Origin of the sequence: Paenibacillus provencensis (assembly GCF_042678545.1) — a bacterium.
In the GTDB taxonomy this organism is placed as follows: domain Bacteria; phylum Bacillota; class Bacilli; order Paenibacillales; family Paenibacillaceae; genus Paenibacillus; species Paenibacillus provencensis.
The window spans coordinates 2,091,520-2,118,500 of sequence record NZ_JBHTKX010000001.1; the positions used below are offsets into that span (position 1 = coordinate 2,091,520).

The window sequence follows — 26,981 nt, forward strand, 5'->3', positions numbered from 1 at the left end:
GTCATTCCCCCTTCTGATCTCTCAAGAAATAAATCGTATCCAGCTCAAATGTATCCGCTGCCTTCTGGATATCTGACTTTGATAATGCTTCGATCTGTTCCAGCAGCTCCTGCGTCGTGCGTTCCTTGCCGGATAACACCCGATTGAAATCATACGAGATCATCTCAAACGCAGAATCCTGAATTTCTTTCAGCAAATTACGGATCATCGCCTTGGTCTGATTCAGCTCCAAATCGCTGATGACCCCTGCCTTCAGATCAGCAAGCTGCTGATGAATAATCTCAACTGCTTTTTCATAATTAGGAATTTCAATGCCTGATTGAATCGTTGCGATACCTTTGTGACCGTCATATCTAGAGGATGCGTAGTAAGCCAAACTGTGCTTCTCACGAACATTAACGAAGAGTTTGGAATGTGGATATCCTCCGAGTATTCCGTTATATGTCAGTGCTGAAGCGTACTGGTCATCTCCGTATGTAATCGAAGTTCGCAGGCCCATATTAAGCTTACCCTGGCTTACATTCAATTTTTCTACTACGGTCTGAACATCACGGCGATCATGATGACCTGTTTCCGTCTTGTATTCAAAAGAATGATCACGATTCAAATGGAAGTATTTCTGAACGAGGCCCTCTACCTCTTCGAACGTCGTATCCCCAACAACATACAAGTCCATTCCGGCATTATTAATCCACTCTTCATATGAAGAATATAGAGCCGCCGCATTAATGTGATCCAGTTCTTTGCGTTCACCCAGCGGATGCAGACGGTAAGGTTCATTCTTGCACATCTCTTCAATACATCGCTCAGCTGCATATCTCATCTTGTCATTTACGATGGATTCGAGGCGCTTGCGTACGGTTTCGCGTTCGGCTTGAACATAAGAAGAGCGGAACTGGCCATTTTCTTTGGCTGGATTTGTTACGACTTCACCCAAGAAAGAGAACGAACGATCCAGCAAACTTTCGCTGCTCTGCACAAAGGAGTCATTGATGGTATCCATACGGAATTGGATAATTTGATGATCCCCTCGTTTATATACGTCAAAACCAAATCCCGCCCCATACAGCTCCTCAAGCTGCTCACGGAATTGAATCGTCTCTGGATAGGACTCGGTTCCTCTGCGAAGCACAAAGGGAATAAGCGCTGTGCTGGTAACGGTATCTTCTTTAAGAGGTGACCCTACATAGAGGGATATGGCAAACGTCTTAAAACGCTTGGTGGGCAGCACGTGTATGCGAATATGCTGATTGCTGCCACGTTCAAATCCTGTTTTAGTCAAGTTCCAAAACCCCTTTATTGTTTGTCATAATTTTCTTATATCTCATCATTCTAACCGATCTAAAAGCACAGAAGCAACCGGAGGACATGCCGCCGATTGCCAAAGTGAGCATATAAGTTAAACGGCATGAAGGTAGGCTTATATGCTGTTCGCCCCAGTCATCCCCATTCTATAACTTACATACAGAATATATGCTGACCAATTGTCTTTACTTGCTCGCGTGTCCAGATCCAAGGCGAGGTCGCTGTTCTAGGGTTGAAGTAATACAAGCAGCCTCCTGTTGGATCCCAACCGTCAATTGCTTGCATCACTGCTTTTCTAGCTTGTTCATTTGGCTCGAGCCAAATTTGTCCGTCAGCAACTGCTGTAAAAGCTCTAGGCTCGAATATTACGCCTGAAGGTGTATCCGGAAATTGCGGAGCCTTTACTCGGTTCAAAATAACCGCAGCCACCGCGACCTGTCCTTCAAAAGGCTCGCCACGCGCCTCTCCGTATACTGCATTGGCCATCAGCTTAATCTCATTCTCCGTTAGACCGAGCGAGTTGTTGCTGCCCATGCTGTTATCAGTGCCACCTGTGTTGTTACCCTGTCCTGTGTTTCCGCCTTTACCTCCACCGCCAGAGTAGACAAGCCCTGGTCCTGGTTCAGTTGGACGCCAATCCTTCGTTGCATTATACAGCTTCAGCTTTGTGCTTGCTCCGACGATTCCATCAGCCTTCATTCCGAATTCGGATTGGAACCATTTAACCGATCCCAAGGTTTTTTCACCAAAATCGCTGTCTACTTTACCATAGTAATAACCCAAATATTTGAGACGGCCCTGTAGCTCATATACATCCTTTCCGGACGAGCCGTATCTGACTTCATTCTGACTAAAAGTAGGGATAGCCTCGGCTTCCTGCGGTTGATGCTGGATACTGGATTCAGCTCGTGAAACCTCATGATCTGTCTTCAGCAGAACACGATATGAAGTCGCTGAGATCAAGATGATGCCGGCAAGAATCCATAGATTGATTTTTCGCATGAGTAGAATCTACCTTTCTTTAATGTTCTCTTGAGAATCAATTTCATATTACCTGTTTATGATTTATGAAATTGATTCGATGGCTACAATTATTATGTTTAGCATTTATTGTTCCTATGCACTAACCATGGATATCGAGAGCATGTAAAAGGATGGTAATCAAGATCACTCATTTTTCGATCTGTATAAAAAAGGCCTCTATCCCTATTTAAAGGGTTAGAGGCCTTCATTCTTTCAATCAATACTTTAGCACCGCATGAGCGGATTATTAGCTTATTTTATTAGCTTGGTATTGCTCTAGTGATACAAGGACTTCTCTCGGTTTGCTGCCTTCGTAAGGTCCAATAATACCTCTGGCCTCCATCGAGTCGATTAGTCTGGCAGCACGAGTGTATCCTACCCGCATACGACGCTGCAGTAAGGAAACGGAGGCTTGCTTCGCTTCAAGAATAATCTGGACTGCCTGCTCGTACAATTCGTCCTGTACTTCATCTGCCTGCTGAACCGAATCATCGATCTCTGGCACAAGCGATTCGTCATATTCTGCGTCAGCCTGATTGCTAACAAAGCTTACAATGTTCTCAACCTCATGATCGCTCATAAATGCACCCTGAACTCGAACAGGCTTAGAAGAGCCCATAGGCATAAACAGCATATCTCCTCGTCCAAGCAGCTTCTCGGCACCGCCCATATCGAGTATTGTTCTGGAGTCCACTTGAGAGGACACTCCGAAAGCGATCCGAGAAGGAATATTCGCCTTGATCACACCGGTGATGACATCTACTGATGGCCTTTGGGTGGCAATAATCAGGTGAATACCTGCCGCACGAGCCATCTGTGCAAGTCTTGCAATGGCATCCTCGACATCATTAGCGGCAACCATCATAAGATCTGCAAGCTCATCGACGATAACGACGATGTAGGGCAGTACCGCATCAGGGTTGTCCTTCATGAGATTGTTGTACCCTTCGACATTACGTGTACCCGACTTAGAGAATAGCTCATAACGTTTCTCCATCTCGACTACGATCTTCTTAAGTGCAAGAGAAGCGCGTTTCGGATCGGTGACGACAGGTGCAAGCAAATGAGGAATGCCATTGTACACATTTAACTCGACCATCTTCGGATCGACCATCAGAAACTTAACCTCCGTAGGCTTAGCCTTATACAAAATACTCGTGATGATTCCGTTAATACATACCGATTTACCTGAACCAGTTGCCCCAGCGACTAACAAGTGGGGCATTCGCGCCAGGTTTCCAACAATCGTCTGTCCCGAGATGTCCCGGCCAAAAGCAATCGACAATTTCGATTCAGCTTCTTGGAATGTAGCTGTCTCCATCACTTCCCGCATCGTTACTACCGATACTTCGCTGTTAGGCACTTCAATACCTATTGCCGATTTCCCGGGGATAGGTGCCTCCATACGAATGTCCTTGGCTGCGAGCGCGAGTGCGATATCATCTGTTAAACTGACAATCCGACTAACTTTAACCCCGATATCTGGCTGAATCTCATATCTCGTTACGGCAGGACCTCGGACAACCTCAAGCACTTTGGCTCTGACACCAAAGCTTTCAAGCGTCGCTTCCAGCTTCCTCGCCGTTTGCTTGTAATCGTTCTGATCTCCTCCCTTTCCACTGCCGTTTGGTTTAGCAAGCAGGCGAAAAGGAGGCAGCTTGTAAGGCTTCGGCGGCTTAGCAGGTGGTTTCTGTTCACCCGCTTCTGCTGACGGAGCAGAGTTCAACTGCTCATTTGCACTATCGCTTATAGATTCTGCATTACCTTCAGCTGTGTCATTCACAAATTCGTCAGGGAACGGCATCTCCTCATGTACAGTGTCCTTGGCCTCGTAAGCGTCATCCAGGTCTTCCTCCAATACCGATCCTTCACTGCGCACATTCTCGAAGAAATCTCGAATGATCGGCGATGGAGGGTTTCCACGATCTTTCTGAGGAATTAGATCCTGATCATTGTCTGACGCGTCCTCATGCCATACTTGCTGAGAGCGGCTGACAGGAGCTGAAGATTCACCATATATAACAGCTCCTTGTCCATCATGCTCCTCTTCATCATCGTGAACTGACAACTCACCATTGGAAGCATTACTCTTCTTGCTGGTTCCTTGTCCAAACAATTGAAATAACAAAGGAATCTTTTTCCGGGAAGGAGATACTAATTCTTCCTCTTCTTCATCCTCAACTTCCTCATGGACCGGAACAGCCTTCGTCTTCTGTTTAGTTTGCTTCTTCTTGTGACGCACCGCTGTTGTCTTGGAAGTGCTCCAGTTCTGGATAAGTGATTTCCCTGCGCGAAGAACCCGCGTTCTGAAGATACGAATCAGATCTACATAGGATAAGTTCGTAATCAGCATGAAGCTGATGATGAACATGACAATCATCATGAGATTGGCCCCCATGCTTCCGAACAGCCATAATAATGCCGAATATTCCACTGCACCTGTATATCCGCCGCTGATGTCCTTACCAAGCATCGAAGCGTTGCCCGTTTCAGCAGGCCTTAACAGCTCTGTCTGCAAATCGATATGTATTTGAGACATAACACCGCCAGGATTCAATTCACCTATAGGACTCAGCTTCTGCTCCATGGCTGATATTGTGCTCATTAACGTCAATGCAAGAACTAACAAAAGAACTCCACTTTTACGATGATTCCACCCTGATGGCCATTTACGATGAATCATCACCATTAATCCATAGTAGATACCAATTAACGGGATGATGAAGTAAAACTTGCCGAGCAGAAGTCCAAACATTTTGGACAATGATCGTCCTACAGTGGCTTCACCCGATAGAGCTATAACCGACAGGGTAATCAATATGATCCCATAAATCTCATATTTAAGAACCCCGCCAAGGGCTGCTCTCTTTTTCTTTTTCTTTCTTCTGGCCAAAAAGGTCACCTCCAGAAGAATATTATACCATAAGTCCACATCCGCACATATGTTCTTTTTCGTCGAATCTTGACCACGAGTCCATATGCCTAATTTTGAGCAGAGTTAAGCGAAATTTCACGCCCGGGAGCATATGCAGAATCCAGATAATCATACAGACTGCCATTAATCAGCCTTACGATAACCCCTGAGCGTTCGTTAACAGGCATGATCTGCAATAATCGGCCTTCTACTTCCATCTCTAATAGTGCAGGCTGTTCTTTCCACATTCCTTCAAAGATCTGCTCACCTGACATTATCGTATATAGGGTCATTGTGTCATCCCTCCAGGAGAAGCGGCAGCCCTCATACCCTTTCTCGACAAAATCAACTTATTCAGTTCTGCAATGGCATCACCAATTCCACCCACCGCATCCATTAAGCCATATTGAACTGCATCATTTCCGCCTACTGCTGTACCAATATCCCGGTTTAATTCCCCCTGCTTAAACATCAGCTCTTTGAAATGATCCTCCGTAATACGAGAGTGGGAAGTTACAAAACGCACAACCCGCTCCTGCATTTTCTCAATGTACTCAAAGGTCTGGGGAACCCCGATAAATAACCCGTTCATGCGTATCGGATGAATGGTCATTGTAGCACTCTCCGCAATAATGGAATACGTACTGCTGACGGCTATAGGCACCCCGATACTATGACCTCCGCCGATGACAACAGTAACCGTGGGCTTGGACATCGAAGCAATCATTTCTGCGATGGCAAGGCCTGCTTCCACATCACCGCCAACGGTATTCAATATGATTAGAATGCCTTCGATCCGTGGATTTTGCTCTGCCGCAACCAGCTGTGGGATGAGATGCTCGTATTTCGTTGTTTTATTTTGTGGAGGCAAAATAAGATGCCCTTCGATTTGACCAATAATTGTCATGCAGAAGATATTGGATTCCCCGGAAGGGACTGTAGTTTGACCAAGCTCTTGTATTGTATTTACAACAGGATTAGTCTTGGGCTGCTGCTCAGGAGGCAGCATAGGCGTCTCGTTCTTTGGACTTTCGCCTTTATCTTTGCCGAATAACGGATTTGTCACATCAACACTTCCTTTGAAAGTTTTGTCTTCAATATCTGGGTTAGTATGACAATTCCATAACGGATCTTATACACACGAATACACACGAAAAAGCCTCTTCCGCGCTAACAGGGAACCGTCCAATATTACCTGTTAGCTTAGAAGAGGCGACTGTGTGCCTTCGTTTGAAGTTATTGGTTTACTATACTTCCATAATGATTGGCAAAATCATAGGGCGACGGCGCGTTTGCTCATACAAGAAACGTCCGAGCGCGTCTTTGACATTTGTTTTGAGTGATGCCCATTCATTGACATTCTCACTCATAAGCTTCTGAAGCGTACTTGTTACAATACGATTAGCTTCATCCAACAGACCTTCGGATTCACGAACATACACGAATCCTCTGGAGATGATGTCAGGACCGGAAACAATCTTACCGTCCTGCTTGCTAAGCGTAACAACGACGACAAGAATTCCATCTTGCGACAGCAGCTTGCGATCACGCAGTACGATATTTCCTACATCGCCTACACCCAGACCATCGATTAATACATTTCCGGAAGAAACCTTGCCCGCTCTGCGAGCAGCTCCACCTTGAATCTCAACAACTTCACCAACATCCGTGATAAAGATGTTATCTGAATCAATACCCACAGACTCAGCCAGCAGTGCATGACGACGCTGCATTCTGAATTCACCGTGAATTGGAATGAAATATTTAGGCTTCATAAGATTCAGCATGAGTTTCAATTCCTCTTGGCTGCCGTGACCGGAGACGTGTACGCCAGAGTTAGCTCCGCTGTAATGAACCTCAGCGCCAAGTCTAAACAATTCATCTATCGTACGCCCAACATATTTCTCGTTACCTGGAACTGGTGTTGCTGCAATAATGACTGTGTCACCAGGCAAGATATCGACTTTACGATGTGTGGAGCGAGCCATGCGAGTAAGCGCAGACATCGGTTCCCCTTGGGAGCCTGTGCACAATATAACAACTCGATCTGCGGCAATCTTCCCTACTTCCTCCGGCTCAATAATCATGCCATCAGGAATATCCAGATAACCAAGATCGGAAGCAATACTCACTACATTAACCATGCTTCTGCCGATCACGGTTACTTTGCGTCCCGTTGTTTCAGCAGCGTTAATTACTTGCTGGATCCGGTGCACGTTCGATGCGAAGGTCGCAACAACCACTCGCTGACTTGCCTTACGGAAAATATCCTCCATAACGACTCCAACATTTTTCTCTGAAGGAGTAAACCCTGGCTTCTCTGCGTTCGTACTATCTGATAACAGTGCCAGCACGCCTTTGGAACCGATTTCTGCCATACGCTGAAGATCTGCATACTGACCATTGACTGGAGTATGGTCAAATTTGAAGTCTCCCGTATGAACAACGGCACCTTCTGGAGTCTCGACGCACACACCTACAGAATCAGGAATACTGTGGTTTGTCTTGAAGAAATTAACCTTAAGGCTATTGCCAAGCTGTATTTCGGAATCCTCGTTGATGAGAATCCGCTTGGTCTCGCCAAGCAAATTAGCTTCCTTCAGCTTATTTTCTACAAGTCCGAGTGTAAGCTTGGTTCCGTATACTGGTACATTAAGATGTTTGAGTACATAAGGCAATCCGCCAATGTGATCTTCATGTCCGTGTGTCAGTACAATCCCTTTTACTTTATCTCGATTTTCAGTTAGATAGGAAATATCTGGAATGACGATATCAATGCCAAGCATATCCTCTTCTGGAAATTTTAAACCTGCATCTACGACTACAATGTCATTACCGTACTGAACAACATACATGTTCTTACCGATTTCACCGACGCCGCCCAATGCGAAAATCATCAATTTATCGTTGTTATTTTTTTTTGACAAAAGAATCTGAACCTCCTATGGTAGTTGGACGTCGTACCTTAATGATATTATTACTATTTTATTAAAGAAACCTATAGCTTCTCAGCCGAAGTTCCCACACACTTTGCTGTTAAACAATCTATTTCAAAAATATACCGCACCCAGTCACTTGACATCATTATACATGATTAAAAACTGAAAAAACAAGTCAGTCACGTTTTGTAAGGTTTAGTTTCTCCATTTCATATGAAAACAAACAAGTTCCCCTTCTTTAAACAGCGCTTCTGAAGTACATTTAAGCCTTAGCTACCGCTTCATAGAACTTCCCTATCCCTTACAAAAAACCCCCGTACTCAAACTTCTTGAGTACGAGGGTTTGACAATTGACACTTCTATAACCACCAATATTACATGATCATACGTTACTGATCAAATGACGGATAAATTCCTGCTCCTGCTCCGTAGGAGGTACAAGAGGCAGTCTAACGGTGCCTACCGCATAACCTCTCAGTGCAAGTGCATATTTGACTGCAACCGGATTAGGGACCGGATGCGGCGCTTCAAACAAGCCCTTGAAAACAGGTAATAATCGATGATTAATCGAAGCTGCCTTCGACACATCACCGCTAACATAGGCATCAATCATTTCTCTCATTGATGCACCAACAATATGGCCGGCTACACTGACAATACCGTATCCACCCACAGCCAGAGCTGGAAGCACTGAAGAATCATCGCCTGAATAGACTTTAAATCCTTCAGGAGCAGCACCTGAAATCCGTGCCACCTGTTCAATGGATGCACACTCTTTAGTGGCAACAATATTATCAATAGCTGCAAGCTGAAGCGTCGTCTCCACAGACAGGCTGGCTCCTGTTCGTCCAGGTACGTTATACAGCATTACAGGAAGGGAGGTCGCCTTGGCTATCGCAGAAAAATGTTGGTACATTCCTTCCTGGTTCGGTTTGTTGTAATAAGGAACAACCAGAAGCACACCATCCACACCGGCCTTCTCCGCCTCACGGGTAAGCTCGATCGAATGATGCGTGCTGTTGCTGCCTGTACCGGCAATAATTTTGACACGGCCTGCAGCGTGCTTAACTACAAATTCAAACAGCTGAACTTTTTCATGTTCGGATAATGTCGGTGATTCGCCTGTTGTGCCAGCAACGACCAATGTATCTGTTTTTTGCACATCAATTAAGTAATTGATTAGTCTGGAGGTTTCTTCCCAATGGATACCGCCTTCATCGTTAAACGGGGTAACCATTGCTGTTATTAGTCTTCCGAATTCCACGATTGTATCCTCCTTGCACTCTCGTCTCTAGCGATGAAGTTCAAATTTGGAATGAAGTGCACGAAGCGCTCCCACCATATCTTCCTTCTTGACAAGTACCCAAATCGTTGTATTGGAGTCCGCAGACTGCAATATCTCGATATCCGCCTCTGCGAGTGATTCTACAATTCTAGCCATAATTCCGGGAACACCATTAATGCCTCCACCAATGACACTGACCTTAGCACAACCTGACAAGCTTCTAGGCTTAAGATCCATTTCCTGAAGAATACGAATTGCCTTCTCCGAGTCATAATCAAATACAGTATAAACAGCTCCGGAAGGTGATACATTAATAAAATCAACACTGATTCCATTCTCAGCCATCGCTTTGAACACTTGTAGCTGAAGTTTACCAACTTCCTTGTCTGCCTCAACCATAATTTGCGTGACATTATTCACATAGGCAATACCCGTTACGAATCGGTCCACAATTCCAGTCTGTATGTCCTTGATCCCTTCAGGATGCGTAATTAAGGTTCCTTCCCCATCACCGAAGGTTGATCTGACACGCACAGGAATCTGTGCCTGCATCGCGATTTCCACTGCACGAGGATGGATTACCTTCGCACCTTGGTGAGCCATATTGCTGATCTCCGCATATCCAACATACAAGAGCGGCTTTGCATCCTCAACAATTCTCGGGTCTGCGGTAAGAATTCCGTCCACATCTGTATAGATATCGACCATATCCGCATGCAGAGCAGCACCGAGCGCTGTAGCTGAAGTATCACTGCCTCCGCGTCCCAGTGTCGTTATGTCACCTGTTTCATTGGCGCCCTGGAACCCCGCCACAATAACAACCTGGTGTGTCTTCAGTTCTTCAAGAATTCGTTCAGGCTTAACGGCGAGAATCCGGGCATTGCCAAATTGATCGTCAGTTAGTATGCCAGCCTGACCACCTGTCAGTACGGTTGCTGAAATTCCTTCATGCTCAACCAGGCTTGTAAGTGTAGCTGCTGAAATCAGTTCTCCGCAGGATAACAGAATATCCTTCTCACGCGCAGGCAGCGCATTTCCATTCTGAACAATCCAGTCCAGAAGTGTATCCGTAGCATAAGGCTCGCCTCTGCGACCCATCGCAGAGACGACAACCACTAATGAATGTCCGGCAGCAATTTCGCGTTTCATATGTCCGATAACACGTTCTCTTGCGGCGTGTGTTGAAAGGGATGTTCCCCCAAATTTTTGCACTAAAATACCCATGCATGTATTCCTCCATTTGTATATCAAGAAGACTTAAGCTGAAAGAAAGTACGTAAAACAAATGGAATGAAAACTTAGGCTTTGCTTAAGCGTTCAGATGCGATAATTTCGGCGATTTGCACAGCGTTCCATGCAGCGCCTTTTTGAAGATTATCCGATACAATCCACATATTCAGTCCATTTTCATTCCCCAAGTCGCGACGAAGGCGGCCTACAAACACATCAGGTTTGCCAGCTGCATCTGTCGCAAGGGGATACTGCTGATTTGCCGGGTCATCTACAAGAGTGACTCCAGGAGCTTCTGCCAGCAGTGCTTTTACTTCTTCTAGATCATAATTTTCTTTAAGTTCTACATATACCGATTCGGAGTGACCATAAATAACCGGGATACGTACACATGTCGCTGTAACCCCGAGTGCATCATCCGACATGATTTTTTTGGTTTCACGAACCATTTTCATTTCCTCTAATGTATAGCCGTTATCTTGGAACTTATCAATTTGTGGAATTGCGTTAAAAGCAATTTGATGCTTCACTGGGAGCGATCCTACTGGAAGGATATCCGGATTAACCTCATCACCAGACAGTACAGCCTTCGATTGGCGAAGCATCTCATCAATGGCACGGCTGCCGGCACCCGAGACAGCTTGGTATGTGGATACAATAATTTTAGAAATACCATAGCGGTCATACAGCGGCTTAAGCGCGGCTACCATTTGAATTGTGGAACAGTTAGGATTAGCAATAATGCCGTTGTGCTCGCTGATCTTCTCTTTGTTAACTTCAGGTACAACAAGCGGTGTATTCTCATCCATACGGAAAGCATTGGTGTTATCGATACAAACTGCACCATGACGAACAGCATGAGGAGCTAGCTCCTTACTTACATCACCGCCCGCACTAAAGAGTGCAATTTCGATTCCTTCAAAACTTTCAGGGGTTGCTTCTTCTACTGTAATGTCTTGGCCTCTAAAGTTAATCGTGGAGCCGGCAGAGCGCTTGGAAGACAACAGCTTAAGCTTATTAATCGGAAAATCTCTCTTCTCGAGTAGACCGATAATTTGTTCTCCTACTGCTCCCGTCGCACCCACGACAGCCACATTAAACTTTTGATTGCTCATTATAGTGTATCTCCCCTTTGATTACTGACTAACGAAAGTGCTTTGTTATGACTCTTTCTTCATCAGCCGGATTTCCCGGTATATTTACACCCCGAAAAAGGCATCTTGCGATACCTCTCGTTCGTGAAGTGAATTAACATAACGCTTGTCGCTTCACATAAGGATCGGCTGCATTTGTCTTCCTTCAAGAGCTGCATAAGCTGCTTCAGGGGTCAAATGCATCTTAGCGACGAGCGAATTTGGTTTCGCTTGTGGATTATCCTGCCCAAATGGCACAAAGTAAATATGTTTGGCTACAAGTAATTTGGCAATATTCGCTGCATTCAAACCAAGTCCATCATTCGTTGAAATTGCGAGAACGACCGGGCGCTGATTCCGCATTTGGGATTTGGCAGCCATAAGCACTGGACTGTCCGTCATCGCATTAGCGAGCTTGCTAGTGGTATTTCCTGTACAAGGAGCAATGACCAATACATCAAGCCTTTTGGACGGTCCCAGAGGCTCAGCTTCAACAATTGAAGAAATGATATCATTACCTGTTATATCTTTCAACTGTTTTTGCCAACTTTCGGACGTACCGAACCTGGTATCCGTTGTCAGCACCGTATTTGAAATAATAGGCACAACATCCGCACCTTCATCTTTAAACCGCTTAACGACCGGCATAACCTCTTCAAAAGTACAATGTGAACCTGTAATCGCATAACCAACCGTTTTTCCCTGCCAATTCATAACCTAATTCCTCCGTTCATTATTGATCACAAAGCAGCAAACTGACGATCGAGTTTGCGATAATCTCACCAGCTGTTTTGGGAGCAACAATGCCAGGGAGCCCAGGAGCGAGCATCGCTTTGATTCCGCGCTTTTCCGCATAGCGGAAATCGGTCCCTCCAGGCGCTGAGGCCAGATCAATAATTAACGATTTAGGTTTCATTTTGGACAGGATTTGTGCTGTGATAATCATAGACGGTATCGTATTAAAAATCAAGTCGGCCTCCCCGGCATAATTCGCTAAATCCCTTGTCAGGAAAGGCTTTAGGCCCATCACCGACGCTTTGGCTGCATCTTCCTCACGTCTTACACTCACCCTTACATCGGCACCGAGTCCCTGCAATGTTTTAGCCATGGTAAATCCCGTACGTCCCATACCCAGCACTAGTGCTGCCGAATTGTGAATCGTGAAATCTGTATTCTGAATCGCAATCATGATCGCGCCTTCTGCAGTTGGGATTGAATTATGAATGGCGACATCATCCCGTTCAAGCAGTTCCACTAGACGCAAATTATGGTTGCTGCACAGCTCCTTCAAATACGGCTTCGCTATTCCTGTAAAGACCGAACTATGTACAGGAAGTGCTCCTGCTAGTTCAGGTGTTAATTGAAGAACGGTTCCTTCTGCGGCATATTTGGCTTGAATATTTCCTTCATCATCACACCCTACAACGGGCAATATTACTACATCTGCAGAAGTGAGGAGATGTTCATTCAATTCCTCCTTTACCGCTCCCTCCGGGATGTGCAGTAGCGTATCAAAACCAACAATACTAACCGACGCATCAAGCTCAGCGCAGCGACGAATGACCTCTAGCTGACGTGCATCTCCGCCTAGAACGACGATCCGTAATCCGGTCAACATCAGGATGTCACTCCTTTCTACGACTTTACGTTGTCATCTTATGCCGTGAAGTTCGCCCTGGTGATTCAAAACCCAGGATTTTGCATATTTCGCTTAAAGCACAAAAAAAGCCGCTCTCAGTTAGAGCGGCTTCACAATTCACTTTCTTCTATTTACCTGTATGGCCAAATCCGCCTGCACCGCGCACCGTTTCAGACAGCTCGGAAACCTCTGCAATAATGACTTGAGGTACAGCCTGAATGACCATTTGAGCTACTCTTTCTCCACGTGCAATCGTGAATGGCTCGTTACCAAGATTAATAAGGAGAACCTTAACCTCTCCCCGATAATCAGCATCAATCGTGCCGGGTGTATTAAGACAAGTTATGCCATGTTTGAAGGCTAGACCGCTTCTAGGCCGAATCTGTGCTTCGTAGCCTGCAGGAATTGCCATCGCAAATCCCGTAGGAATTAAGGCTCTTTCTCCCGGCTTCAGCACCGTCTCCTCATCAACAGCGGCATATAAATCAAACCCGGCGGCCAGCTCAGACATTTGCATCGGAAGCGGAATATCTTCGGTTCCAGGCATTTTTTTAATTTGTACGTGTATTGACAAAATCGTCCCTCCTAAGTGATGCAAACGCACGATCCGAAGCTCCTACCATAGCAAGAGCATAAGGGTGTGCAAACATTCGATCCAGAACAGCATTCACATCATCCATCGAAACCTGCTCAATTTTGGCGATAATTTCATCAAGCGTTTGATGCTTGCCTATCATCAGTTCATTCTTACCGTTTCGATTCATACGACTTCCGGTACCTTCCAGACTTAAAATGAGACTGCCTTTCAGCTGTTCCTTCCCTTTGCGCAGCTCATCCTCAGTCAGCCCATTCTCAGCTAGATCCTGCAAAATCTCTCTTGTCAGGTCCATGACTTCCTTTGTTTGCTTAGGCGCTGTACCCGCATAGATCGTAAATAGTCCACTATCTGCATGCGCACTATGATACGAATAGACAGAATAAGCGAGTCCGCGCTTCTCACGGATCTCTTGAAACAGACGTGAACTCATTCCGCCGCCGATTGCATTATTAATGAGTACCATGGCATACTGCTTGTCATCATGGATTGAACATCCGGGAAATGCCAGGCAAATATGATTCTGTTCTGTTTTCTTTTTGTGAAACAGCAGATTACCTTTAAAATCAGGAACCTCAATCCCAGACTGATCAGACGGGCTATGTACATTAAAAGAGCCAAAAAACTTCTCAAGCAGCTCGAGCGTGCTCTCCTCGTCAATGTTTCCAGCTAAACTAATGACGGTGTTCTCGATAGTGTACTGCTCTTTCATATAGGAACGCAGGCTGAACTCGTTCATCGCACTGAGCTTCTCTTCCGTACCTAATATCGGATAAGCTAATGAATGCTCTCCATAAGCAGCCAGGGAGATAAGATCATGCACCATATCATCCGGCGTATCTTCGTACATGGAGATCTCTTCGAGAATAACGTTCTTCTCCTTCACTAGCTCTTCACTGTCAAATTTGGAGTGGAAGAACATATCTGACAACACATCAACAGCGATAGGCAAGTGCTCATCCAATACTTTTGCATAATAGCAAGTATACTCCTTGGAAGTGAACGCATTGACATTACCGCCGATGGCATCGAACTGCTCAGCTATGTCCTTAGCATTAAAACGGTCTGTTCCTTTAAACAGCATATGCTCGATAAAGTGTGACACTCCATTTATTGAATCATCCTCATTACGAGAACCCGTCTTCACCCAAATACCGAAGGATACCGATCGGCTGGTCGGAATCTGCTCCATGACCACTCTTAGGCCATTACTAAGTACTATTTTTTTCACGATTGGCCCTCCATTGCTTTTCCTAAAAATTAATAACGATCGACAGCATTAATCCTACCAAAAAAAACGGCTTCACTCAACTTTCCGGTACATCCAGTCTCTCAGAAGACAAGGTTTCGCTAACCGTACCCAGCTTGATCCCTTTTTGCGTAATCCCTTCAATCATCCCTCGCATAGCCGCGGCTGAGGATGCTGTCGGATGCATCAGAATAAGTGAGCCTGGCTCAACCCCTTTAGTAATCTTGGCCACCACACTATCTGGACTCGGCTTCTTCCAATCAACGGTATCTATAGTCCACAAGACGGTCTTCAAGCCCTGCTGCCTTGCGAGCTCCACCGTCTCCTGATCATAATCTCCGGAAGGGGGAGCAAACCATTTGTTCTCCACACCAAGCATTTCATGAAGGAGTGACTTGGTCTTCGATATTTCAAGTTCAGCTCTCTCACTCGTCAGCTGGCTCATATTCGGATGTGAATAGGCGTGATTCTCCAGTTCATGTCCTCTCTTCTGTATCTCCTTGGCCATTTGTTCGTTCTTCTTCAGCCAGCTCCCATCGAGAAAAAACGTAGCCTTTACCTTATACTCATCAAGGATATCCAGCATGGGAACGATATACTCGTTTCCCCATGCAACGTTTATCATGAAGGAAGCCATCTTCTTCTCCGGATTTCCACGATAAATCGGCTGAGCCCCCAAGTCATCGAGCGACACCTTTGGAGGGATTTGCTTATACACTAAAGGTATGGAGACTGCATTCGGATTCGAACGTGCCTGAAGGTAAGTAGCCTGAACATCCACTTCAATTCCGTTATATCCAGGAATGGCCTTCCAGACCCGATCAACCTTGGCGTCAATAGGTGGTACCTTATACTCTGCTGCCTTTTCTTCAATTTGCTTCTTCAGCTCGTCCTCAGGGACCGCATTCACGTACATATCGAAAGCATCCTCAGTATTTACACTCCGATAAAGTGGAAAATGATTCGTAATGCCCGTGGCTTGTCCAATGGTAACCACAACTAACGTACTAGCGATGACGACAGCCCATTTTTTATGTTGCATCTTCACACGTCTAACCCCCCGCCCCTCATTTGTCCCATTTTATGACGGCAGCGGTTCCAATATGTACAAAAAAAACGCCGGAATGGCGTTCGTATAATATCTGCTTTAAAATTTGGACTCCAATGCTTCAAAAAAAGAGCCAGAATTCGAGTTCTGTCTCTCTTTAAGAGCAATTAGATGTTAGGCTTTCGTTTCAGCTGTCAATACCGCTTTGCGCGAAAGGTTAATACGTCCCTGCTGATCGATCTCCGTTACCTTAACGGTGATAGAATCACCGACTGCAACGACATCTTCCACCTTGGCAACACGCTCAGTCGATAGTTGGGAAATGTGAACCAATCCCTCTTTGTTAGGGAGCACTTCCACAAATGCACCAAACTTCTCAACGCGTTTTACTTTACCGACATAGATCTCGCCTACAACGACTTCACGTACAATGCCCTCAATGATGGCACGGGCTTTATCATTCATCTCTTGATCGGCAGAAGAAATAAAGACACGACCATCTTGCTCGATGTCAATCTTAACACCTGTCTCTTCAATGATCTTATTGATTACTTTACCGCCTGCACCGATGACATCACGGATCTTATCCGGATTAATGTACATCGTGAGAATTTTAGGAGCATATGGAGAAAGTGTTTCTCTAGGCGTTTGGATCGCCTCCATCATTTTACCCAGGATATGCATCCGTCCTTCTCTTGCTTGCGTAAGCGCGTCAGACAAAATTCCGCGGTCGATACCATCAATCTTGATATCCATCTGAATCGCAGTTACACCTTCAGCTGTACCCGCAACCTTAAAGTCCATATCACCAAGGTGATCTTCCATACCTTGAATGTCTGTCAGGATGGATACATGCTCCCCATCTTTGATCAGACCCATAGCTACACCAGCAACTGGCGCTTTGATCGGCACCCCTGCATCCATCATGGCAAGCGTTGACGCACAAATACTTGCTTGGGAAGTAGAACCGTTAGATTCAATTACTTCGGATACAAGACGGATCGTGTATGGGAATTCCGACTCTGGAGGAATAACTTTGGAGAGAGCTCTCTCACCAAGCGCACCATGACCAATCTCGCGACGACCCGGAGGACGAAGCGGTCTTGCTTCTCCGACGCTGAACGGAGGGAAGTTGTAGTGATGCATAAAGCGTTTAGTCTCTTCCGGATCGATACCGTCCAGGATTTGAACATCTCCAAGTGCTCCAAGCGTACATACACTGAGTGCTTGAGTTTGCCCACGAGTAAACAAACCAGATCCATGCGTACGAGGCAGCAGACTTGTATCGCAGTCGATTGGACGAATCTCAGCCAGTGCTCGTCCATCTGGGCGAACCTTATCGTGTGTAATTAGACGACGAACTTCTTCTTTAACGATGTCGTGAAGAATTTCTTTCACGTCTTTGAGCAGTTCCGGAGTTTCTATGTACTTCTCTTCAAAGAAAGCAACCGTTTCATCGTTAATGGCATCAATCGCATCCTGTCTTGCATGCTTCTCTTCTATACGGACTGCTTCAACCAGACGGCTTGCCGCATAATCACGCACTTCTTTATCTGCCGTTTCATCAACAGTATGCAGTTTAACCTGCATTTTTTCTTTGCCAGCCATCGCAGCAAGCTGCTCAATAACAGCAACAATATTTTTGATCTCTTCATGACCAAACATGATCGCTTCGAGCATAACCTCTTCAGGCACTTCGTTCGCTTCGGCTTCAACCATCATAATAGCATCCTTCGTTCCGGAAACGACTACATAGATGTCGCTGGCTTCCTGCTGCTGAATGTTAGGGTTAATAACGAACTCGCCGTTTACACGACCTACAGCTACGCCTCCAATTGGACCATTAAACGGAACATCGGAAATACTAAGCGCTGCAGAAGTACCGATCATCGCTGTAATTTCAGGTTCACAATCCTGATCCACGCTCATTACGAGGTTCAGAACCTGAACATCATTACGGAATCCTTCGGGAAATAGTGGACGAATTGGACGGTCAGTCAGACGGCTTGCAAGAATTGCTTTCTCACTAGGTCTTCCTTCTCTCTTGATAAATCCACCTGGGATTTTACCTACAGCATACAATCTTTCTTCATAGTTGACTGTTAGCGGGAAAAAATCCAAATCCTTTGGTTCACTAGAAGCAGTGACAGTACATAAAATGACAGTGTCTCCATAGCGTGCAGTCACAGCAGCATTTGCCTGCTTGGCAAGTCTTCCGGTCTCCAAAACGAGCTTTCGGCCACCAAGCATCATTTCAACACGTTGTTCCATGAGATCCCTCCTTATCTTCTCCATTAATATCGTTATATCCAGTATTACCTGCTTGAAGCTGATTCATAAACACCGCATTAGACAATCTCTACATTGTCTACTATGAATAAAAAGAAGCCCAATCTACAAAACAACCCGGCTGCGAGCCCGTACTCTTCATAGAGGACGGGGACAACCAGGCTGTCGTTGTTAGGATATACGATGATTAACGGCGCAATCCAAGCTTCTCGATCAAAGCGCTGTAACGTTTAACGTCTTTATTCTTCACGTAAGCAAGAAGCTTACGGCGTTGACCTACCATTTTCAAAAGCCCGCGACGGGAATGGTGGTCTTTCTTGTGCGTACGCAAGTGATCAGTCAAGTTCTTGATGTTTTCCGAAAGGATAGCAACTTGCACCTCTGGAGATCCAGTATCGGACTCGTGAGTTTTGTGCTCGTCGATCAATTGTTGTTTACGTTCTTGAGTCAATGCCATCCTGTTCACCTCCTTCAGTATAATCGCCTTTAGCCTCGTTGCGGCCGGTGAGAGCCCTTCAACCAAAGCTAAGGTTATGTTGTTTAATTAACAACGTCTTTTAGTATAACATACTTGCCTATTTCATGTAAATCTAAACTTCACATTTATTACTAGTTTTGAGATTCGCCAGACAGAAGCTGACTTGCCGTTTCCGAATCCTGCTTAATCTGAGCGATCAGCGCATCAATTGAAGAAAATTTCTGCTCTGTTCTAAGAAAATGAATAAGCTCAACCTTCAGCTCTTCTCCATACAAGTCCCCGCTGTAATCGAGCAAATGTACTTCAAAGGAAGGCTTGGTACGGTTGTCGTGAAACGTTGGCTTAACCCCAATATTCATAACACCCGGAAGTCTCCTATTATCATGTGTAACCCACACCGCATAAACACCTTTAAGAGGGACAACATAATTCCCAGAAGGCTCAACATTGGCTGTTGGGAAGCCGATCGTATGGCCGCGCTTCTCTCCATCCATAACAATTCCCGTAAAGGAGTAAGGTCTGCCCAGCATACGAGTAACTTCATCTATGTCGCCTTCATGAAGTGCTTTTCGAATAAAGGAACTACTGATCTTATCACCATTCAGCTTGAGCGGCGGAACAGTAACAACGTTCATGGAAGGCGCCCCTAATTCCCTGAGTGTGTTCTCATCACCCGCGCCCTTGTGGCCAAATCGAAAATCAAATCCGACAACAGCTGTTTGGACATCCAGTTTGATTAGAAATTGATTCACGAATTGTTCAGGAGATAGATTCGACAGAGATTCATTGAATTCCAGAACATACATGACATCGATGTCCATCTCTTCAAGAATGGCCTCTTTCTCCTTCAGCGGAGTTAAATATCCTTGGTAATCCCCTTTCCGTATGACTTCTTTCGGATGAGGATGGAATGTCAGAACAGCAGCCTGTATTCCCTGCTCCCGGGAAAGATTCACTGCGGTTTGTATGACGCTGGCGTGGCCGGGATGGAGTCCGTCAAATTGTCCAATAGCAAGCACTTGCGGCTTCGACAGTTCATCCAGCACACCTTCTGCCAGCGGAAAAGATAACATCTTTCTGATCACGATTATTCACCTGCAATTCCCACGATTTTACGATAAAACCTATATTAAGATAAAATATTAAGAAGGCTCTGGCAAAAACACTTTAACAGGTGTAATTATACCTGATTCTGCTGTCCAATCAAAAATTCCTAGAAATTGTTCATTGGCAGAATATAGCCTTATTAATCCTTCCTCATTAATTTTTTGATTCACGAGTGTATCAGACAGCTTTTTTCCCTGAAACACGGATTTTTCATAACCTTCTTCCAGAATGTAAGCAGGCATGTTCCAAATGGATTGGTCGGTTGGAATGAGATAACTGGACAGAGTCCCTTCATTAACACATTCCTGAATCTCCTCGATCTTAAGACAACGCCCCAAGGGAATTCCCGCCGACATCGTTCTCGTGAGCTCTACCATAGTTGACGGATAACCCAGCTCCTTGCCAATATCCACACATAATGTACGAATATAAGTACCTTTGGAGCACAGCACACGGAATGAAATTTCGGGATAGCCGTCTTTGCTTGTAAGCTTCTTCAGCTCCAGCTCATGGATGGTCACCTCGCGGCTTTTGCGCTCAACCGTCTTTCCTTGACGAGCCAGCTCATACAGCCTCTTTCCATCCACCTTAACTGCTGAATACATGGGCGGAACCTGAGCAATCTTCCCTACAAATTGTCCCAGGACTTGTTCGACCTCTTCTGGAGTAACCTCAACCAGGTCAGCTCGATCAATAATCTCACCTGTTATATCTTCTGTATCTGTTGCAATACCCAATCGAAGTGTTGCCTCATATTCCTTCGGAAGCTCTTGCAAGTATTCAACTACTCTTGTTGCTCTTCCGAGACACAATGGAAGCACTCCTGTGACCTGAGGGTCTAGTGTACCCGTATGTCCAATCCTCTTCATCTTCAGAATGCCCCGCATCTTCGCTACGACATCGTGTGATGTAAAGCCTGCTGGCTTGTATACAGGAAGCACTCCTTCATATCCGTTCATAATTGCGATTTCACCCGTTCTACTACTTGATTCACCGTTTCTTGCCATGGACCTTCAACTCTAGCTCCTGCTGCGCGAACATGTCCGCCGCCGCCAAAACCTTTGGCCAGAGCAGCCACATCCACCTTACCAGCCGATCTGAAGCTGACTTTAGCAACCTCATCATTGATGACTTTAAAAAGGATGCCGACCTCGACGCCTTGAATATTCCGCGGATAGTTAACGATTCCTTCGAGATCATCATTTAGAGCACCACACTCAGCCATATCTTCAGGAGTGACAACGACCCAGGCAATTTGTCCATCTTCAGAAATAGACAATGTATTAAGAGCTCTTGTCAATACTTTCAGCTGTGGCAATGTAATCTCTTCGAGAAGTCGTTCAGCAAGCATGGGGCCATTTACACCAAGTGCAAGCAGATCAGAAGCCATCTTCATCACCTTTGGACTCGTGCTTGAATATCGGAATCCTCCGGTATCGGTCAATAGACCGGTATATGCCGCTGTCGCCGCTTCCTTATCCCAAGCCACGCCACAAGCTTCCACAAGATCATATAAAATTTCTGCAGTTGCTGCTGCATCATCCTTAATAATGTTCACTTTGCCATAAGCGTTGTTCGTTGGATGATGATCAATATTCAGAATATCGGCTTCATCTGCAAACCAGTGTGTAACTTTACCTACACGCTCATAATCCGCACAGTCAACACATATGACATGTTGAAACTGCTTCGGCGGGGACTGAGTTGAAGCATTAAGTATTTGGTCCGCATTCCACATATACTGCATGCGCTGTGGTATCGGTCCTTCATTAATCATTGTGAATTTCTTCCCCAGACATGAGAGAAGCCAGCCCACCATAACGGTGGAGCTGACTGCATCTCCGTCCGGCTGTACATGCGACACGACCAGGTAGTCATCATGCAAGAGAAGAAATTCTTTTCCTTGCTCAAGCGCCTGTTCATAAGTCTGCATTGCCGTCGCCTCTATTCATTTTCATTTAGAATCCGGTTTATCGATCTCGGTGAGCAGCTTCTCGATGCGGCTTCCGTATGCGATGGATTCATCAATCTTGAATATTAACTCGGGAACATGACGAAGTCTAACCCGTTTGCCCAATTCGCTGCGAAGAAAACCGCTCGCTTTATCCAGAGCCTTCAGGGAATTATTCTTCTGTTCCTCATCACCGAGAACACTCAAATATACTTTGGCTTGGGACAAGTCATTCGTTACTTCGACACCCGTAATCGTTACAAAACCGATACGCGGATCTTTCAGCTCGGATTGAATCAGCAAGCTCAGTTCTTTCTTTACCTGCTCATTAACACGTCCTGTTCTAATTTTAGCCATAGGTGTTCACCTCTCTAGCAAAGGACATTATTTGCGTTCAACTGTTTCCATTACGAACGCTTCAATAACGTCGCCCTCTTTAATATCGTTGAAATTCTCAATGGTAATACCGCACTCATAACCTTGCGCCACTTCTTTAGCATCATCTTTGTAACGTTTCAATGAGTCTAGTTTGCCCTCAAAAATAACGATTCCATCCCGAATGACGCGAGTTTGTGCTGCACGGGAAATTTTACCGGAAGTAACCATACATCCCGCAATGGTTCCCACTTTACTGATCTTAAAGGTATTACGTACTTCGGCATGACCGATGACACTCTCTTTAAATTCAGGGTCCAGCATCCCTTTCATGGCCTGCTCGATCTCTTCAATTACGTTATAAATAACGTTGTACATACGTACATCGACTTTTTCCGATTCAGCCGTAGATTTCGCCTGAACGTCAGGACGAACATTAAATCCGATCACAATGGCATTGGATGCAGCTGCCAGAATGATATCTGACTCGGTGATCGCACCAGCGCCGCTGTGGATAATCTTCACGCGTACACCTTCAACTTCAATCTTCGCTAGAGACCCCTTAAGTGCCTCAACCGAACCTTGAACGTCTCCCTTGATAATCACGTTAAGATCTTTGATCTCTCCGTCCTTGATATGTTTGAACAAGTCGTCCAGTGTTACACGCGTATGAGTACCCAGATCGGATTCACGTTGTGTAATTGCACGCTTGTCAGCAATGGAGCGAGCCTTACGCTCATCCTCAAATACCATAAACGGATCACCCGCAAGAGGTACTTCCTGCAGACCTGTAATTTCAACCGGAGTTGAAGGACCTGCTTCTTTGAGCTTACGGCCTTTATCATTTACCATAGCACGAACACGTCCGAAGCAATTACCTGCTACAAACGCATCTCCGACTTTGAGTGTACCGTGTTGAACAAGCAGACGCATCACTGGTCCGCGGCCTTTATCCAGCTCAGCCTCAATAACTGTACCACGTGCACGCTTGTTCGGGTTCGCCTTATATTCGTTCACTTCTGCCACGAGCAGGATCATTTCGAGCAAGTCTTCAATACCCATTTTTTGCTTCGCCGAAACGTTAACAAAGATGGTATCTCCGCCCCACTCCTCCGGAACGAGCTCATAGTTGGTAAGCTCCTGCTTAACACGATCCGGATCTGCTCCCGGCTTGTCAATCTTGTTGACAGCAACGATAATCGGCAGATTTGCTGCCTTAGCATGGTTAATTGCTTCTACTGTCTGAGGCATGACACCGTCATCAGCTGCAACCACGATAATCGTCATATCCGTTACTTCCGCACCGCGGGCACGCATCGCTGTAAACGCTTCGTGACCCGGAGTATCGAGGAAGGTAATCTTTTTGTTGTTAATCTCTACTTGGTATGCACCAATATGCTGGGTGATGCCGCCTGCCTCGCCAGAAGTTACACTTGTGGAACGAATGGTATCCAGAAGTGTTGTTTTACCATGGTCAACGTGACCCATAATCGTAACAACTGGAGGACGAGCTTTCAAATCGGCTGGATCATCGTTTTCTTCAACCGTCTCGAAGCGATCGTCTTCAACTGGGATCTTCACTTCAACTTCAACACCGAACTCACCTGCAAGAAGCAGAATCGTGTCGATATCCAGCTCCTGATTAATGGTTGCCATTACACCCATCGATATGAGTTTCTTGATGACTTCAGAAGCATCCTTGTGAAGCAGTTTCGCCGATTCACCTACCGTCATGTTACCGCGAACGATAATTTTCTTTGGTGTATTGTCGATCTTCTCACGAGGTGGCTGATTGGATTGGTTTCTTCCACGGTTGTTTTTTCCACCGCGGTTGTTGCCACGGTAGTTGCCTCTGCCGTTGCCATCTTCAAAACGACGTCCGCCGCCACTGCGATTATTATTGTTACTGCTGTTACTGTTGTTACTGTTGTTACGGTTTTGGCCACCGCGGTTGTTGCCGCCCGCTGTGCTGTTGTTGCTTCTGGCTTGGTTACTTCCTTGGCCACTGCCTTGCTGGGAAGAAGGCCTGTTCGCATTTCCGCCTTGTGAAGGACGTCCTGCGTTTCCTCCTTGAGAAGGGCGGCTTGCATTTCCTCCTTGTGAAGGACGGCTTGCATTTCCTCCTTGTGAAGGACGGCTTGCATTTCCTCCTTGTGAAGGACGGTTTCCTTGACCTCCAGCTGATTGGCCTACACTGCCGTTTGATCTGCGGTTATCTTGACCGCTTTGCCGTTGGGATCCACTGTTATTGTTTTGATTTGGTCTATTATTCATACCTACCTGCTTTTCCTGTTGTTTTTTTGGTATTGAGTTACTGTTCTCAGAAGCATTCCGTGTATTCTTAGACTCATTGTTCTTCACTTCGTTTTGCAAATTCTGTGTGGCACCTCCTTGAAAAGACGAATTAGGACGCTCGGTCGCTCCTTGATCTTCATGAACCGCCGATGTCGCAACCGTCTGAGCGGATGAGCTCTGCTCACGTTTAATTGCGGCTCCCGCTTTTATATTGTTAAAAAATTGTTCTACCTTCGCAACGGATCCATTCTCCATTACGCTCATATGATTGTTAACGGGGATATCCAGCTTCTTAAGAATGGTAATAATTTCTTTGCTGCTCATGTTGAGTGATTTTGCATATTCATAAACTCGCAGTTTGCTATCTTGTTTACTCAATATACTCCACCTCCGACATTGTCAAGGCCTGCTTCGCGATCATTTTGACAAATCCCGGATCCGTTACAGCGAGTACAACACGTTCTGGTTTACCCATGGCACTGCCAAGTGTTTCCCGATTGAAGCCGATAAGAAGAGGAACGTTGTACGAATTGCACTTGTCACGGAATTTTTTGAGTGTATTAGCTGATGCATCGGCCGCAACAATAACCATTTTCGCTTCGGAAGACCGGATAGCTTTTAGTACAATTTCATCACCAGAAACTAGTTTGCCTGCTCGCGTCGCAAGACCTACATAGGACAGCGCCTTATTCATCTTCAGCCCTATCCCTTGCGGCCAAAAATTCATCTTCGGCACTGATAAAGTCTTGTGCAAGCTGCTCATAGATCTCAGGCTTCACTTGCGACTTGAGCGCCCGATCGAGTGATCTGTTCTTCTGAGCCAGACGGAAGCAAGCTTCCTTACCGCAAAGATAAGCACCACGACCAGATTTCTTGCCCGTAAGGTCAATCAGCACTTCATCTTCCGGTGTTTTAACAACCCTGATTAACTGTTTCTTCGGCATCATTTCTTGACAAGCCACGCATTTGCGAAGCGGTACTTTGCGTTGTTTCATTCTGTAGACCCCCAATCACTTCAGTACAGCTTAATCGACGGTGATGGAATCCTGATGCATTTCACCAGAAGAGTCTTTTTCTCTGCCAAATTCCTGCTCTGCCTGGCTTTCGCTCTTGATATCAATCTTCCAGCCCGTTAGCTTGGCAGCAAGACGCGCATTCTGACCTTTGATACCAATGGCTAGAGACAGCTGATAGTCCGGAACAATAACTCGAGCCATCTTCTCGTTCTCAAACACCTGAACTTCCAGAACCTTAGATGGGCTCAGTGCGTTAGCAACATATTCCTCAACCGATTCAGAGAATTTCACGATATCAATTTTTTCTCCGCGAAGCTCGTTAACGATCGTCTGAACACGAGTCCCTCTCGGACCTACGCAAGAACCAACCGGATCCACCTCTTCATTACGAGAATGAACGGCGATCTTCGAACGGAAGCCTGCTTCGCGCGCAACGGAACGAATCTCGACTACACCGTCGAAGATTTCAGGCACTTCAAGCTCAAACAGACGCTTCAGCAGCCCAGGGTGTGTGCGAGAAAGCACAATTTGCGGACCTTTTGTCGTGTTCTCAACCTTAGTGATATATGCCTTGATCCGATCCCCGTGAACAAATTTCTCATTCGGCATAAGCTCCGTAAGAGGAAGAACCGCCTCAACCTTGCCGAGGTCAATATAAATGCTGCGCAGATCCTGGCGCTGTACAACACCTGTTACAATGTCCTCTTCTTTATCAACGAAAGCATTATAGATAAGCCCGCGTTCCGCTTCACGAATACGCTGTGTTACAACCTGCTTTGCCGTTTGAGCTGCAATACGGCCGAAATCTCTTGGTGTAACTTCGATCTCAGCTACATCCTCCAGCTGAAAATGCGGGTTAATCTCTCTTGCTGCAGGCAAAGAAATTTCGGTCCGAGGATCCAGCACCTCTTCTACAACCATCTTACGAGCATATACACGGATAACCCCTGAATTCCGGTTCATGTCAACACGAACATTCTGCGCTGTATTAAAATTACGCTTATAGCTCGAAATCAGCGCAGCTTCAATCGCTTCGAACAAAATGTCCTTGCTGATTCCCTTATCCCTTTCTAGTTCATTCATCGCTTCAATAAAATCCATACTCATGAA

General features: G+C 45.7%; 24 protein-coding genes. All 24 read right to left on the reverse strand.

Annotation, left to right across the window (positions count from 1 at the left end):
- Window position 1: 1 nt before the first annotated feature.
- The 24 genes from yfmF to nusA all read right to left on the reverse strand — a co-directional run bounded on the left by yfmF (window position 2) and on the right by nusA (window position 26,978).
- Window positions 2-1,282, reverse strand: a complete 1,281-nt coding sequence (yfmF, locus tag ACFQ3J_RS10005; protein ID WP_251583248.1) for an EF-P 5-aminopentanol modification-associated protein YfmF — start codon at window positions 1,280-1,282, stop codon at window positions 2-4.
- Window positions 1,283-1,458: 176 nt separating this feature from the next.
- Complete coding sequence (gene sleB / locus ACFQ3J_RS10010; protein ID WP_091155261.1) at window positions 1,459-2,307, reverse strand: spore cortex-lytic enzyme; 849 nt, start codon at window positions 2,305-2,307, stop codon at window positions 1,459-1,461.
- Between the two features lie 268 nt (window positions 2,308-2,575).
- Window positions 2,576-5,221: an FtsK/SpoIIIE family DNA translocase gene (locus ACFQ3J_RS10015; protein WP_251583246.1), complete on the reverse strand. Its 2,646-nt coding sequence runs from the start codon at window positions 5,219-5,221 to the stop codon at window positions 2,576-2,578.
- Between the two features lie 89 nt (window positions 5,222-5,310).
- Window positions 5,311-5,535 (reverse strand): YlzJ-like family protein, encoded by a 225-nt coding sequence (locus tag ACFQ3J_RS10020; RefSeq protein ID WP_091155255.1) that lies wholly within the window; start codon window positions 5,533-5,535, stop codon window positions 5,311-5,313.
- On the reverse strand, window positions 5,532-6,251 hold the full coding sequence (locus ACFQ3J_RS10025) for a ClpP family protease (protein WP_091159065.1): 720 nt from the start codon (window positions 6,249-6,251) through the stop codon (window positions 5,532-5,534). Before ACFQ3J_RS10025 ends, ACFQ3J_RS10020 begins: the two co-directional genes overlap by 4 nt.
- Before the next feature lie 238 nt (window positions 6,252-6,489).
- Window positions 6,490-8,169, reverse strand: coding sequence for a ribonuclease J (locus tag ACFQ3J_RS10030; protein ID WP_091155254.1), 1,680 nt, complete (start codon window positions 8,167-8,169; stop codon window positions 6,490-6,492).
- A gap of 394 nt (window positions 8,170-8,563) precedes the next feature.
- On the reverse strand, window positions 8,564-9,445 hold the full coding sequence (dapA, locus tag ACFQ3J_RS10035; RefSeq protein WP_251583244.1) for a 4-hydroxy-tetrahydrodipicolinate synthase: 882 nt from the start codon (window positions 9,443-9,445) through the stop codon (window positions 8,564-8,566).
- 27 nt (window positions 9,446-9,472) lie between these two features.
- Window positions 9,473-10,690, reverse strand: a complete 1,218-nt coding sequence (dapG, locus tag ACFQ3J_RS10040) for an aspartate kinase (RefSeq protein ID WP_251583242.1) — start codon at window positions 10,688-10,690, stop codon at window positions 9,473-9,475.
- 74 nt (window positions 10,691-10,764) lie between these two features.
- Complete coding sequence (locus ACFQ3J_RS10045) at window positions 10,765-11,811, reverse strand: aspartate-semialdehyde dehydrogenase (RefSeq protein WP_091155246.1); 1,047 nt, start codon at window positions 11,809-11,811, stop codon at window positions 10,765-10,767.
- 153 nt (window positions 11,812-11,964) lie between these two features.
- Window positions 11,965-12,543 carry a dipicolinate synthase subunit B gene (locus tag ACFQ3J_RS10050; RefSeq protein WP_091155244.1) on the reverse strand — a complete coding sequence of 193 codons (579 nt, stop codon included), beginning with the start codon at window positions 12,541-12,543 and terminating at the stop codon, window positions 11,965-11,967.
- Between the two features lie 19 nt (window positions 12,544-12,562).
- Window positions 12,563-13,447, reverse strand: coding sequence for a dipicolinate synthase subunit DpsA (gene dpsA, locus ACFQ3J_RS10055; RefSeq protein WP_091155241.1), 885 nt, complete (start codon window positions 13,445-13,447; stop codon window positions 12,563-12,565).
- Window positions 13,448-13,595: 148 nt separating this feature from the next.
- A complete protein-coding gene (gene dut / locus ACFQ3J_RS10060) occupies window positions 13,596-14,015 on the reverse strand; it encodes a dUTP diphosphatase (protein ID WP_379293301.1) in 420 nt (139 codons plus the stop codon).
- 4 nt (window positions 14,016-14,019) lie between these two features.
- Window positions 14,020-15,255 (reverse strand): M16 family metallopeptidase, encoded by a 1,236-nt coding sequence (locus tag ACFQ3J_RS10065; protein ID WP_285850195.1) that lies wholly within the window; start codon window positions 15,253-15,255, stop codon window positions 14,020-14,022.
- Between the two features lie 115 nt (window positions 15,256-15,370).
- Complete coding sequence (locus tag ACFQ3J_RS10070; protein ID WP_251583652.1) at window positions 15,371-16,354, reverse strand: polysaccharide deacetylase family protein; 984 nt, start codon at window positions 16,352-16,354, stop codon at window positions 15,371-15,373.
- A gap of 180 nt (window positions 16,355-16,534) precedes the next feature.
- Window positions 16,535-18,631: a polyribonucleotide nucleotidyltransferase gene (gene pnp, locus ACFQ3J_RS10075; RefSeq protein ID WP_251583240.1), complete on the reverse strand. Its 2,097-nt coding sequence runs from the start codon at window positions 18,629-18,631 to the stop codon at window positions 16,535-16,537.
- A gap of 205 nt (window positions 18,632-18,836) precedes the next feature.
- Window positions 18,837-19,106: a 30S ribosomal protein S15 gene (rpsO, locus tag ACFQ3J_RS10080; RefSeq protein ID WP_091155233.1), complete on the reverse strand. Its 270-nt coding sequence runs from the start codon at window positions 19,104-19,106 to the stop codon at window positions 18,837-18,839.
- A gap of 152 nt (window positions 19,107-19,258) precedes the next feature.
- Window positions 19,259-20,212, reverse strand: coding sequence for a bifunctional riboflavin kinase/FAD synthetase (locus tag ACFQ3J_RS10085; RefSeq protein ID WP_251583239.1), 954 nt, complete (start codon window positions 20,210-20,212; stop codon window positions 19,259-19,261).
- 57 nt (window positions 20,213-20,269) lie between these two features.
- A complete protein-coding gene (truB, locus tag ACFQ3J_RS10090) occupies window positions 20,270-21,193 on the reverse strand; it encodes a tRNA pseudouridine(55) synthase TruB (RefSeq protein ID WP_091155227.1) in 924 nt (307 codons plus the stop codon).
- Complete coding sequence (locus tag ACFQ3J_RS10095) at window positions 21,190-22,167, reverse strand: DHH family phosphoesterase (RefSeq protein ID WP_251583238.1); 978 nt, start codon at window positions 22,165-22,167, stop codon at window positions 21,190-21,192. Before ACFQ3J_RS10095 ends, truB begins: the two co-directional genes overlap by 4 nt.
- Before the next feature lie 21 nt (window positions 22,168-22,188).
- A complete protein-coding gene (gene rbfA, locus ACFQ3J_RS10100) occupies window positions 22,189-22,542 on the reverse strand; it encodes a 30S ribosome-binding factor RbfA (RefSeq protein WP_091155223.1) in 354 nt (117 codons plus the stop codon).
- A gap of 27 nt (window positions 22,543-22,569) precedes the next feature.
- Window positions 22,570-25,233, reverse strand: coding sequence for a translation initiation factor IF-2 (infB, locus tag ACFQ3J_RS10105; RefSeq protein ID WP_251583236.1), 2,664 nt, complete (start codon window positions 25,231-25,233; stop codon window positions 22,570-22,572).
- Window positions 25,226-25,549 carry a L7Ae/L30e/S12e/Gadd45 family ribosomal protein gene (locus tag ACFQ3J_RS10110; protein WP_091155217.1) on the reverse strand — a complete coding sequence of 108 codons (324 nt, stop codon included), beginning with the start codon at window positions 25,547-25,549 and terminating at the stop codon, window positions 25,226-25,228. The genes infB and ACFQ3J_RS10110 overlap by 8 nt, the downstream gene beginning before the upstream one ends.
- Window positions 25,542-25,850, reverse strand: a complete 309-nt coding sequence (gene rnpM, locus ACFQ3J_RS10115) for an RNase P modulator RnpM (protein ID WP_091155215.1) — start codon at window positions 25,848-25,850, stop codon at window positions 25,542-25,544. Before rnpM ends, ACFQ3J_RS10110 begins: the two co-directional genes overlap by 8 nt.
- Window positions 25,851-25,880: 30 nt before the next feature.
- Window positions 25,881-26,978 carry a transcription termination factor NusA gene (gene nusA / locus ACFQ3J_RS10120; protein WP_047909682.1) on the reverse strand — a complete coding sequence of 366 codons (1,098 nt, stop codon included), beginning with the start codon at window positions 26,976-26,978 and terminating at the stop codon, window positions 25,881-25,883.
- Window positions 26,979-26,981 lie beyond the last annotated feature (3 nt).